The organism is Actinoallomurus iriomotensis (assembly GCF_030269445.1).
Lineage (GTDB): Bacteria > Actinomycetota > Actinomycetes > Streptosporangiales > Streptosporangiaceae > Actinoallomurus > Actinoallomurus iriomotensis.
The window spans coordinates 448,178-460,104 of record NZ_BSTJ01000009.1; the positions used below are offsets into that span (position 1 = coordinate 448,178).

At 70.5% G+C, this 11,927-nt stretch carries 12 protein-coding genes; 4 read left to right on the top strand and 8 right to left on the bottom strand.

What is annotated here, in order from left to right; all coding sequences use genetic code 11:
• The first annotated feature begins 127 nt into the window (after positions 1-127).
• The 3 genes from pdhA to QSK37_RS34585 are packed head-to-tail and all read left to right on the top strand — an operon-like array spanning position 128 to position 3,644.
• Positions 128-1,255, top strand: coding sequence for a pyruvate dehydrogenase (acetyl-transferring) E1 component subunit alpha (gene pdhA / locus QSK37_RS34575; RefSeq protein ID WP_432705626.1), 1,128 nt, complete (start codon positions 128-130; stop codon positions 1,253-1,255).
• A 46-nt stretch (positions 1,256-1,301) separates the two neighbouring features.
• On the top strand, positions 1,302-2,279 hold the full coding sequence (locus QSK37_RS34580) for an alpha-ketoacid dehydrogenase subunit beta (protein ID WP_285629528.1): 978 nt from the start codon (positions 1,302-1,304) through the stop codon (positions 2,277-2,279).
• A 3-nt stretch (positions 2,280-2,282) separates the two neighbouring features.
• Entirely contained in the window at positions 2,283-3,644 is a 1,362-nt protein-coding gene (locus tag QSK37_RS34585; protein WP_285629529.1) for a dihydrolipoamide acetyltransferase family protein, read from the top strand.
• 51 nt (positions 3,645-3,695) lie between these two features.
• Here QSK37_RS34585 and QSK37_RS34590 read toward each other — a convergent pair whose 3' ends face one another.
• The 4 genes from QSK37_RS34590 to QSK37_RS34605 form a co-directional block, all read right to left on the bottom strand.
• Positions 3,696-4,679 carry a polysaccharide deacetylase family protein gene (locus tag QSK37_RS34590; RefSeq protein WP_285629530.1) on the bottom strand — a complete coding sequence of 328 codons (984 nt, stop codon included), beginning with the start codon at positions 4,677-4,679 and terminating at the stop codon, positions 3,696-3,698.
• A 16-nt stretch (positions 4,680-4,695) separates the two neighbouring features.
• The gene (locus QSK37_RS34595) at positions 4,696-5,700 is read right to left on the bottom strand and encodes a glycoside hydrolase family 11 protein (protein WP_285629531.1); all 1,005 of its coding nucleotides are present in this window, start codon (positions 5,698-5,700) and stop codon (positions 4,696-4,698) included.
• 502 nt (positions 5,701-6,202) lie between these two features.
• Positions 6,203-6,406 carry a DUF6406 domain-containing protein gene (locus QSK37_RS34600; protein WP_285629532.1) on the bottom strand — a complete coding sequence of 68 codons (204 nt, stop codon included), beginning with the start codon at positions 6,404-6,406 and terminating at the stop codon, positions 6,203-6,205.
• A complete protein-coding gene (locus tag QSK37_RS34605) occupies positions 6,393-7,034 on the bottom strand; it encodes a hypothetical protein (protein ID WP_285629533.1) in 642 nt (213 codons plus the stop codon). The genes QSK37_RS34600 and QSK37_RS34605 overlap by 14 nt, the downstream gene beginning before the upstream one ends.
• A gap of 132 nt (positions 7,035-7,166) precedes the next feature.
• Between QSK37_RS34605 and QSK37_RS34610 the strand changes: the two genes are divergently transcribed.
• Positions 7,167-7,619 (top strand): YdeI/OmpD-associated family protein, encoded by a 453-nt coding sequence (locus QSK37_RS34610; protein ID WP_285629534.1) that lies wholly within the window; start codon positions 7,167-7,169, stop codon positions 7,617-7,619.
• A 146-nt stretch (positions 7,620-7,765) separates the two neighbouring features.
• Here the strand turns inward: QSK37_RS34610 and QSK37_RS34615 are convergent, their stop codons facing one another.
• The 4 genes from QSK37_RS34615 to bla are packed head-to-tail and all read right to left on the bottom strand — an operon-like array spanning position 7,766 to position 11,908.
• Positions 7,766-8,671: a serine hydrolase gene (locus QSK37_RS34615; RefSeq protein WP_285629535.1), complete on the bottom strand. Its 906-nt coding sequence runs from the start codon at positions 8,669-8,671 to the stop codon at positions 7,766-7,768.
• Positions 8,668-9,630: a LysR family transcriptional regulator gene (locus tag QSK37_RS34620; protein ID WP_285629536.1), complete on the bottom strand. Its 963-nt coding sequence runs from the start codon at positions 9,628-9,630 to the stop codon at positions 8,668-8,670. Before QSK37_RS34620 ends, QSK37_RS34615 begins: the two co-directional genes overlap by 4 nt.
• Positions 9,631-9,664: 34 nt before the next feature.
• On the bottom strand, positions 9,665-10,930 hold the full coding sequence (locus QSK37_RS34625) for an MFS transporter (protein ID WP_285629537.1): 1,266 nt from the start codon (positions 10,928-10,930) through the stop codon (positions 9,665-9,667).
• A gap of 6 nt (positions 10,931-10,936) precedes the next feature.
• Positions 10,937-11,908, bottom strand: coding sequence for a class A beta-lactamase (bla, locus tag QSK37_RS34630; RefSeq protein WP_285629538.1), 972 nt, complete (start codon positions 11,906-11,908; stop codon positions 10,937-10,939).
• Between the last annotated feature and the right edge of the window lie 19 nt (positions 11,909-11,927).

Here is an 11,927-nt window from a genome sequence, read left to right on the forward strand (position 1 = left end):
GAGGTGTCTGCCACGATGACGGTGATACGGCGCCCGTACTCGCCGAGATCCGCGGGATGGGCGGCGCGTAACCAGGCCGGACGCGGTGATCCCGCGGACCGGCCCTGAACGCACGAGGAGTGGCCACGTGACCATCGACGCCGCGCGCGGTGCGCCCCCGAGCACCGGTGCACAATCCCCATCCGCCCCACCCGAACTCGTTCAGCTGCTCACCCCCGAGGGCGAGCGCGTCGAACATCCCGAATACGACGTGGAGCTCACCGCCGATGAGATCAAGAGCCTCTACCGCGATCTGGTGATCGTGCGGCGGCTGGACCAGGAGGCGCTGGCGCTGACCCGGCAGGGTGAGCTGGGCGTGTGGGCGTCACTGCTCGGCCAGGAGGCCGCGCAGATCGGTTCCGGGCGCGCGCTGCGGCCGACCGACATGGCGTTCCCGAGCTACCGGGAGCACGGGGTGGCCTGGTGCCGCGACGTCGATCCGGTGAGCGTGCTGGGCCTGTTCCGCGGGGTCAACCACTCGGGCTGGGACCCCAGGGAGCACAACTTCCACCTCTACACGATCGTCATCGGCAGCCAGAGCCTGCACGCCGCCGGGTACGCCATGGGCATCCAGCGGGACGGCGGCGACGACGCGGCGATCGTCTACTTCGGCGACGGCGCGACGAGCGAGGGCGACGTCAACGAGTCGTTCGTCTGGTCCGCCGCGCAGAACGCCCCGATCGTGTTCTTCTGCCAGAACAACCAGTGGGCGATCTCCGAGCCGCTGGAGCGGCAGTCGCGGATCCCGCTGTACCGGCGCGCGGAGGGTTTCGGCTTCCCCGGCATCCGGGTCGACGGCAACGATGTCTTCGCCGTGCTCGCGGTGACGCGCAAGGCGCTGGACAACGCGCGCAGCGGCCAGGGCCCGACGCTGATCGAGGCGTTCACGTACCGCATGGGCGCGCACACGACGACGGACGACCCGACGCGCTACCGGCTCGAGGCCGAGCTGGAGGCCTGGAAGCTCAAGGACCCGATCGAGCGCGTCAAGGCCTATCTCGTCAAGAACCAGATGGCCGACAAGGACTTCTTCGAGTCGATCGACGACGAGGCCAAAACGATCGGCTCCGACGTGCGCAGACGCTGTCTCGAACTGCCCGATCCCGAGGCGACGGCGATCTGGGAGAACGTCTACGCGACGGACCACTCGCTGCTGGCCGGCGAGCGTGATCAGTTCACGTCCTATCTTGGTTCCTTCGAGGAGGTGACCAGATGAAGCGCGACGGCGCACTTCACCGGTCCGGCATGAGGGGAGCTCGACGTTGAGCACCGAGACCCTGTCTCTTTCCCGTGCCATGAACGAGGGCCTGCGCAAGGCCATGGAGAACGACCCCAAGGTCCTGGTCATGGGCGAGGACGTCGGCAAGCTCGGCGGCGTCTTCCGGGTCACCGACGGCCTGCAGAAGGACTTCGGCGAGGCACGCGTGATCGACACGCCCCTCGCGGAGTCGGGCATCGTCGGCACCGCCATCGGCCTCGCGCTGCGCGGCTACCGGCCGGTGTGCGAGATCCAGTTCGACGGCTTCGTGTTCCCCGCCTTCAACCAGATCACCTCCCAGCTCGCCAAGATGCGCATGCGCTCCCTCGGCACGCTGGAGCTGCCGGTCGTGATCCGCATCCCGTTCGGCGGTGGCATCGGCGCGGTCGAGCACCACAGCGAGTCTCCCGAGGCGTACTTCACCCACACCGGTGGCCTGCGCGTCGTCGCCTGCTCCAACCCCTCCGACGCGTACACCATGATCCAGCAGGCCATCGCCTGCCCGGACCCGGTGATCTTCTTCGAGCCGAAGCGGCGCTACTGGGACAAGGCGCCGGTCGAGCTGGACCTGTCGGCGGCGGCGTCGTTCGAGTCGGCGGTCGTCGCCCGCGAGGGCACCGACGTGACGCTGCTCGCGTACGGGCCGATGGTCAAGACCTGCCTCGAGGCGGCGCAGGCCGACGAGGAACGCTCGATCGAGGTCGTCGACATCCGCTCGCTGAACCCGCTCGACGAGTCGACCGTGATGGACTCGGTCCGCCGTACGGGCCGGTGCGTGGTCGTGCACGAGGCGCCGGTCTTCAACGGGTACGGCGCGGAGCTGGCCGCCCGGATCACCGAGAAGTGCTTCTACCACCTGGAGTCCCCGGTGCTGCGGGTCGGCGGCTTCTCCACGCCGTACCCCCCGTCGCGCCTGGAGGACCACTACCTGCCCGACCTCGACCGCGTCCTCGACGCCGTCGACCGGACCTTCGAATGGTGACGCATGGGTGAGCTGAAGCAGTTCAAGCTGCCGGACGTCGGTGAGGGGCTCACCGAGGCCGACATCGTCAAGTGGCACGTCCAGCCCGGCGACACGGTCGAGGTCAACCAGACGATCCTGGAGATCGAGACGGCCAAGGCCGTGGTCGAGCTGCCGTGCCCGTACGAGGGAACGGTCACCGAGCTCCTCGTGTCCGAGGGCACGACGGTCGACGTCGGCGTGCCGATCATCACGGTCGACGTCGGCGGCTCGGCGCCCGCCGAGACCGCGAACCAGGTGACCGCGCCGCCGCCGGAGAGCGCTCAGGAGCCGGGCACGGTGGGCAGCATCGCCCCGAAGGTCGACCCGACCGCGCCGCAGCAGCAGAAACGCGTGCCGGTGCTGGTCGGGTACGGGGTGAAGCCGGGCACGACGACGCGGCGGGCGCGCAAGAGGCCGGACGCCGCGGCTCCTGCCGTACGGCCGGCGGCCGCTCCGTCGCCGAACGGCGGCGGGTCGCGGGCCGCGGTGCTGGCCAAGCCGCCGGTGCGCAAGCTCGCCAAGGACCTCGGCGTCGACCTCGCCGCGATCACCGGCACCGGGCCGCAGGGGTCGATCACGCGGGACGACATCCAGCAGGCGGCCTCCTCGGCTCCTGCCGTCGCACCGGCGCGCTCGGCCGGGGAGCGGGAGGAGCGCATCCCGGTGCGCGGCGTCCGCAAGCACACCGCGGCGGCGATGGTGCAGTCGGCGTTCACCGCGCCGCACGTCACCGAGTGGCTCCAGATCGACGTCACCGAGACGATGAACGCGGTCCGGCGGCTGCGCGACCTGCCCGACTTCGAGGGCGTCAAGGTCTCACCACTGCTGCTGGTCGCCAAGGCGCTCCTGCTGGCGGCCCGCCGGCACCCGATGATCAACTCGATGTGGGACGAGGCGGCCCAGGAGATCGTGGTCAAGCACTACGTGAACCTCGGCATCGCCGCGGCCACCGACCGCGGCCTGGTCGTCCCGAAGATCAAGGACGCCCAGGACCTGTCGCTGCCGGATCTGGCCAGGGCGCTGGGCGACCTCGCCGCGACGGCCCGCGCGGGCAAGTCGACACCGGCCGACCTGTCCGACGGCACGATGACGATCACCAACGTGGGCGTCTTCGGCGTCGACGCGGGCACCCCGATCCTGACCCCGGGAGAGTCGGCCATCCTCGCCTTCGGCCAGATACGGGACATCCCGTGGGTCCACGAGGGCGAGATCAAGATCCGCAAGGTGACGACGCTGGCGCTGTCGTTCGACCACCGCATCGTGGACGGCGAGCTGGGCTCGGCCGTCCTGCGCGACGTCGGCGCCATGCTGGAGGACCCGATGAGGATGCTCGCCTGGTCGTGAGCTCGTCGGTGAGGGCCGCTCCTTTTCGTGGAGCGGCCCTCACGGTTCTCGTCAGCTCGCGGTGCAGGAGACCGTCGGCCAGGTCCAGGTGCCGTTGGTCTGGATGGTGACGCCCCAGTTGTTGCCGTTGCCGTTCGGTCTGGCGGTCATCACCTGACCGCTGGAGTCCCAGGTCGGGCTGATGTTCCAGGTGGCGATGATCTTTTCGGGGGAGGGAACGTTCATGGTGACGGTCCAGCTGCCGGCGCCGGAGACGGCCACGTTGAGGTTGTAGCGGTCGCTCCACTGCTGGCCGGCCGAGAGCGTCGCGGTGCAGGCACCGCCACCGCCGCCGCCGCCACCGCCGTCGGGGGCCACGGCGCGGCCGGTCTGCGGGGAGATCATTCCGGCGCACAGGCCGCGACTCGCCAGCGTCTGCGCGATGCGCGGGATCGCGGCGAGCGTGTTGGCGGGCCACTCGTGCATGAGGATGATCTGACCGTTGGTGAGCCGGGCGTTCGCCTGCACGATCGCGTCGACACTGGCGCCGTTCCAGTCCTGCGAGTCGACGTCCCAGATGACCTGGGTGAGGCCGTATTTGGCCTCGACCGACTGGAGTGTCCCGTTGGTCTCGCCGTACGGCGGGCGGAACAGCTTCGGCGTGCCGCCGCCCGCGCTCGCGATGGCCTGCTGGGTCCGGGAGACCTCCGAGTCGATCTGCGCCTGGGTCTCCTGGATCAGGTGCGGGTGGGTGTAACTGTGGTTGCCGACCCACATGCCGGCGTTGACCTCGGCCTGGACCTGGGCCGGGTACGCGGCGGCGTACTGGCCCTCGTTGAACAACGTGGCCCGCAGCCCGTTCTGTCTGAGCGCGTTGAGCAGGGCCGGGGTGTGGTCGTTGGACGGGCCGTCGTCGAAGGTGAGCCCGACGTACCCGGTGCACGTGGCGGCGTGTGCGGGTGCGGCGTTCAGGCCCAAGCCGACGAGGCTCGCGACGGCCATCGCGGCGACGGCCAGTATCGGGAGGAAGGAGCGTCTCTTCCGTTCGGTGCGCATGGTGAGCAGGTCCTTCTCAGCTCGCGGTGCAGGAGACCGTCGGCCAGGTCCAGGTGCCGTTGGTCTGGATGGTGACGCCCCAGTTGTTGCCGTTGCCGTTCGGTCTGGCGGTCATGACCTGGCCGCTGGAGTCCCAGCTTGGACTGGTGTTCCAGGTGGCGATGATCTTTTCGGGGGAGGGGACGTTCATGGTGACGGTCCAGTTGCTGGAGCCGGAGACGGCGACGTTGAGGTTGTAGCGGTCGCTCCACTGCTGGCCCGCGGAGAGCGTCGCGGTGCAGCCGCCACCGCCACCACCACCGCCACCGCCACCGCCGCCGGACGAGGAGTCCAGAGTGATGTTGGAGTTGCCGCTGCTCTGGTAGCCCTCGGTCGCGAGGATCTGGTAGTTGAAGGTGCCCAGGTTCATGCCGTAGCGGGACCACGCGTCGAAGTGGTTGCCGGTCGTGATGGTCCCGCCCGTTCGCTTGGACTGCCGGACGCTCCAGTACTGGTTGAACGTCGCGGTGCCGATGATCGAGGGGGCGTTGTAGCGGGTCGTCTCGTAGATGTCGTAGGTGCCGCCGTCGGTGGTCACCGTGCCCTTGTACGTGCCCGTGGGCCGGTAGTTGCCCCAGTTGTCGACGATGTAGTACTCCACGAGTGGGTTCGTCGTCCATCCGTACAGGGACAGGTAGGCGTTGCCCGATGTGTTGAAGCTGCCGGAGTAGGTCACGGTCCTGCGTGCGCCGGGATTCCAGCCCTTGCCGGCGACGAAGTTCCCGACGTTGCTCCATGAAGTGCCGTAGTTGCCGCCGGACCCGAGGGTCATGGAACTCGACCCGCCGCCGTCGGTCCAGAACGAGTAGAAGTAGCCGTTGTTGGTGCCGGTCTGGTTGCTGGAGATGACCGTGTCGGCGTTGGCCGTGCCGGGCATGAGCGCCCCGGCCACGACCAGCGCCACGGCGCAGACCGCGTGGGCGAGCAGCCTGATGCCACCGCGTCCGCGGCCCTTCCTCGGGTAGGCGCGACTGTCGTTCATGTGCGTGCTTCCTCCTCGTGAACGCTGGCGGGGAGCCAGGCCGTGAACCCGCCGCGAGAACCGCCGGCGGCGACTCTCGCGTGGCGAGAAGTGCCGATCGCTGGGGCGAGTGTGCGCCCGATACGACATCGCGTCAACGATAGATTTCGAAATCTTTCGGCCATCTCGTGACGTCGTTCACCCGCATGGCCGTGACCTGCCGAATACGGCGCCGGCGGAACGGCGGTGGCCGTGAAAGCGGATGAAAGCCGGACGGCGTACGGTCTGGGCAGGTATCACCCGAGGCCATGAGGCACGGGGGGATGGGTGGGCGCGCCAGTGGGCGCGCGGGCGGTCCGCCGTCGCCGAGGCCCGTTGGCGGTATGTACCTCGGCGCCCGTACGGGTCGCCTCTTCTCTCCCTTGCCCCTAGGTCGATCCGTGACCTGTCGTAAGCCGGCGAACGTATCGAAATATTTCGAAACTCGATCGGCGTCCGTAAGGCGGTCGGAGACAGGGCGGGCCTATTCCACCTTGGTCAGCACGACCGTCCAGTCACGGCTTCCCAGGCCTTCGACGCGGTCCAGTTTCCATGTTTGGTCGCTGACCTGGAAGGTGTCACCGACATGAGATCCATCGGGAAGCATGGCGGCGTTGAAAACGCCGAAGCTGCCAATGGACGTATTCCGCTGCCTGCCGTGTTTCAAAAACATTTCAGATGGTGCCATGGCTATTCCAAGGTCGCATGCGCGACATCGAATATCGGGCCTCGTGCAGCCGTACCTCGTAGTTGCCGTCGTCGGTCTCCCGTACGCAGTCGCGTATCGCCTCAGGCCGGTGGCCGGCGACGGCGCCGAGCGTCGCGATGATCCCGCAGTCGCCGAGATCACCCTGCTTGGTCTGTTCTCGCGTGGGCTCGCCGCGGAACAACGGAGTACGGGTTCCGTCCGTGCGCTCCAGGGGAGTGTCGTAGCGGTCGGGAACCAACCGCGGATCTTCCCGCGGGTCCTGGAAGTCCGGCCGGTCCACCACTTCGGCCGGTTCCTCGCCGTCGTCGACCCGCTCAGAAGTGAAGGCACGCTTGAGGCTCGCGAGGATACCTCGCTCTGCCTCGCCGTCATCGTGGTCGGCGACGCGGGCGATATCGTCCGACGGTCCATCGCCGACGATGCCCTTTCGTCCGTCCTCGCGGTCCGAGGCGGCAATGGCGTCGTTGGCGGCCGCGGCGCCTTTTCGGCTGTCGGCACGGGAGGGGTAGCCGTCGACGCCCGGCCGGTCCGGCTGCGTCACCGCTGCGGGGCGGTCCGCTTCCTTCTCGACGGCCTCGACGTGGGTGTCGGAGTCGTCAATGCCCATTGGCAAGGCGGCTCCAGCGCCCGAAGTCCTCGACGGTCATCCCAGTGCACCTCCGCCGTCCGGAGACCGCCTGTCCCCCGTCTCGACCCAAGCAGAGCGATCCGGGACTCGCCACTGTTGCATAATCTCGGCATGAGGTTCCGTGCGACGGTACGACTGGACGGCAAGACCGCTACCGGCATCAACGTTCCGGCCGAAGTCATGGAGGCGCTCGGAGGCGGCAAACGCCCGCCCGTGAAGGTCACCATAAAAGGTCACACCTATTCCAGCACCGTCGGGACGATGCGGGGAGTGGCCAAGATCCCGCTCAGCGCGGAGAACCGCGAGGCCGCCGGGGTGAACGCCGGTGACGAGGTGGACGTGGACGTCGAACCCGACGACTCTCCGCGTGAGGTGGCCGTACCAGACGATCTCGCCAAGGCTTTGCACGGCGACGCGGAGGCCGAACGTTGCTTCGAGGGCCTGTCCCCGTCGCGCAAGAAGGCGTACGTGACCTGGATCGAACAGGCCAAGAAGGCGGAGACCCGCGAACGCCGCGTCGCCCAGGCGGTCACGGAACTGAGCGAGGGCAAGCCCAAGCGCTGACCCGCGACGGCGCGGCCCGCCCTTGCCCGATCGAACCTCAGCCGTCCGCGTCGCCCAGGACCGCGGGTCACCGGCGTACCGTGTCCGCCCGCGGGCCTGGCGAGAGATTCGTAGAGCGCGGATGATCGCTCGCGCCCGATCACGGGCTACGGGCGGCGGAGCCATTCGACGGCGAGTCGGGCGGCGGTGCCGATGACGGCGTCGGCCTGTGGGAGGACGGCGATCGGCAGGAGGGAGCGGGTGAACACGGCCACGGCGTAGCGGCCGCCGTCGGGGTACTCGACCACGCCGATCTCGTTGCGGATCGTCAGCAGCGTCCCCGTCTTGCCGCTGACCACCACGTCGTCGTACGGGAAGCCGGACGACAGCCGGTGCGGCCAGACCTGGAGGCCCAGCAGGCGGCGCATGGCCGCGCACTCGGCGGGTGGGGCGGCCTCGTCGCGCCAGATCAGGCCCAGCAGCCGGGTCATGTCGCGGGGTGTGCTGTGGCTGGTGCGGAGCGGGTCGAGGGCGCGCAGGCGGTCGAGCATGCCGGGTTCGTCCAGCCGGGCCCAGACCTCGCCGAACGTGCTCGCGCGGGCGTCGGTGAACAGGCTGTCGAGCAGGTCGCGGCCGCTGCCGTCCACGGCCGTGCCGGGCAGGCCGAGGTCGGCGGCGGTCGCGTTGACGGCCTCCAGCCCGACCCGGTCCAGTACGACGTCGGCGGCGGTGTTGTCGCTCACGGTGATCATGAAGCAGGCGAGGTCGCGCAGGGACATGCGGACCTCGTCCAGCAGCACGGACACGCCGGTCGGTCCGGTCGTGCGATCCCCGGGAGGCAGGGTGACGGGTTCGGTCGGGTCGAGCAGGCCCTCGGCGGCCTGCCGGTGGAAGGCGACGAGCAGCGGCACCTTGAAGACGGACGCGAGCACGACCGGTTCGTCGGCGTGGACCGCCACCTGCCGTCCGGTGTCGATGTCGGTGGCATGCAGGAAACCGGTCACCCCGGCGTCGCGGAACGCCGCCTCGATTCGCGCGTGCACGTCCGTTCGCAGCTCGCCGGGCGCGCTCATGCGAGGAACCCCGAGGCCGGGCGCTGGACGACGCGGCGGGCGGGGGCGGCGTCGAGTGGGGCCATGCCCGCCTCCCGGCGCAGTACGGCGGTCGCGACGGCGGTGAAGTCGGCGATGGCGCGGGCCTGGTCGGGGTCGCGGGAGGGCCGCCACACACAGGACGTTCGCCAGGTGATCGGCTCGCCGAGCAGCGGGCGCCAGGTCGCCCCGGCGGCGTCCTCGGTGCGCGGCACCAGTGCCACGGCCGTCCCCGCCAGGACGAGACCCAGCGCGAACTGCGGATGCCGCGCCTGGTGTACGGCGGGCGGCGCGTACCCGTGGCGGCGGCAGGTGGCCAGCAACTCGTCGTACGCCCCGGGCGCCTCGTCGCGCGGGAACACCGCCAGGTCGTGCCCTGCCAGGTCGGCGAGGTGGACCTCGGCGGAGGCGGCGAGGCGCGAGGACGCGGGCAGGAGGACGCCGACCGGCTGGCCGAGCATCGGGCCGAGTTCGAGGTCGCGGGTGTCGCAGGGGTGCCGGACGATGCCGGCGTCGAGCGCGCCCTCGCCCAGGGCACGGATCTGCTCGGCCGTCCCGGTCTCGCGCAGTTCGAGCCGCAGGTCCGGGCGTTGCTCGCGGAACGCGGCGATCAGCGCGGCGACGATCGGGCCGCCCAGATCGCTCGGCAGGCCCGCGCGTACCGCGCCGACCTCGCCGAGGCGCGCCCGCTCGGCGACGGAGTAGACGCGGTCCACGCGGACGAGGATCTCACGGGCCTCTTCCAGCAGCAGCCGCCCCGGCGCGGTGAGCTCCACCTTCCGGCTCGACCGGTCGAACAGCCGGACCCCGAGTTCCTTCTCCAGCCGCTGGATCCGCTGGCTCAACGGCGGCTGGGCGATGCCCAGACGCTCCGCCGCGCGGCCGAAGTGGAGTTCTTCCGCGACCACGACGAAGCAGTTCAGATGCCCCACCAGGTTCACGACCGCCGATCATATCGATGCACGGGTTCGATAGTTAATTCGTTATCTCCGCTGGTCCGACACGGATGAGAGGCCGGGCGCAGGCCGCCGCCGACAGCGGCCCGAGGACGGCGAGCGCGGCCAGCGCGGTGGCCGCCCCCGCGGGCCCGATGTCGAAGAGAGACCCGACCGCGGGATCGCCCGCGAACACGACCATGCCGGAGACGAACGAGGACACCCCGAGGTAGGCGCCGATCCGTTCGGGCGGCGCGTACCGGGCGATGGACTGAAAGACCGAGGACTGCATGAGGCCCTGCCCGGCTCCGGCCAGAGCGGCGGCCGCCACCAGGCCGGCGACCTGCGGCACGTCGCCGTTCCCCTCCAGCGGAAGGAGCGCCAGGTAGCACGCGCCCATCAGCAGCAGTCCCGTCTGGAGGACTCGTGGGCGGTCGGCGCGGCTCCCGGCGGCGCACCACGGCTGCACGGCCGCCGTGGCCGCGGCGGCGACGCAGAAGAACACGGTCGTCCAGTTCGACCCGAAACCCTTGAGCGGCACGACCGTCGTCGTCTCCCCGGCGAGCAGGATGCTGGCGGCGGTCGCCCCGGCGAACCGGAGGAACGCCCGGTCGCGAACGACGGCCGCCATGCCCCGGAACGTCGCCGTACGAGCTCCGGCCGGGACCCGATCCGCCCCAGGACCGCGGCGTCCGCCCACGTACAGGAACAGGCCGCCGGCGATCGCCCAGCACCCGGCTCCGCCGGCGGCGAGAGGTCCGAAGCCGCCGTCTCTCAGGACGGCGAGTCCGACGAGCGGCGCCACGATGGCGGTGACCTGGCCACTGATCAGGTAGGCGGCGAAACCGGCCGGTCGGCGCGCGGGGGACGTCCCGGCGATGATGGCCTGTACGGCCGGTACGAACAGTGCGCCGCCCGCGCCGAGCAGGCAGGCCGCGCCGAACAGGCCGAGCGGCCCGTCCGTCGTCGCCAGCAGCGCGAAGCTCGCGACGCGGAGCGCGCAGGCGAGCGCCCCGGTCCGGGGCGCTCCGAGCACGTCGATCAGCGCCCCCAGCGGCGGCTGCAGCGCGGACTGAACGAGGAACCGGGTGCCGAGCGCCAGGCCGATCGTCCCGGCGAGCAGGCCCACGTCGTGCCGCAGATGGGCGACGAGGTGCCCCATCACCGCGTAGTAGCCGAGCGCCGAGACGACCTGCACGCCCACGCCTACGGCGATCGCCCGGCGGTCGGCGGCGTCCCGCCCGGCCGGAGGCGGCGTGCCGGCCGGGCGGGACGCGACGGAGACGGCCGGGCCGCCGGATGGCATCGAGATCTAACCGGCCCGGCCGAGCCCGTGGGCGAGTACGGTCGCGGTCTCGGCGACGGCCTTCTCGTCGGTGGCACCGTCCGCGGCCCGGCTGTTGGTGAGGATCACCATGACCACCGGAGCGCCGGACGGCGGCCAGGCGACCGCGATGTCGTTCGTGGCGCCGTACGTCGAACCGGTCCCGGTCTTGTCGGCGACGGTCCAGCTCTTCGGCAGCCCGGCCCGGATGCGCGCGTTGCCGGTCGTGTTGGCCTTCATCCAGCCGACCAGACGGGTGCGGTCGGCGGGCGCGAGCGCGTTGCCCAGCGTGAGCGCCCGCAGGTCGCGGGCGTAGACGGAGGGCATGGTGGTGTCGCGCTTCTCTCCGGGCCGCCAGATGTTGAGGTCGGTCTCCCAGCGGTCGAGCCGGCTGACCGGGTCACCGAGCGAACGATAGTACGCGGTGAGCCCGGACGGCCCCCCGACCTGCTTGAGCAGCAGGTTGGCCGCCGTGTTGTCGCTCACGGTGATCGCCGCGTCGCACAGGTCGGCCACGGTCATGCCGGTGTCCACGTGCTGCTCGGTGATGGGCGAGTTGGCCACCACGTCGTCGCGCGTGTAGTGGACGACCCGGTCCATCAGCCCGGGGTCGGACCGGCGCGCCTTCTGGAGCACGGCCCCGGTCACCATGGCCTTGTACGTCGACGCCTCCGGGAACAGCTCACCGGACCGGTAGCTCAGGACCCGGCCCGTCCCGGTGTCGATCGCGTACGCGCCGATCCGTCCGTGATGCCGCTGTTCGAGCCCGTGGAGCCGCCGGCCGACCTCCGCCTGGGACGACGCGGGCGAGGTCGCGGGCGCGCGGAGCGACGCTGTGGCGCTCCGCGGCACGGCCTTCTGGGCGGTCGCGTCACCGCAGCCGGTGACGGCGACAAGGGCGGAAAGGGCGAGTCCCGCGGCGCCGAGCGCCGTTCGAGATCGTGGTGAGCCAGTGCGCATGTATGAGAGAAGATCAGAG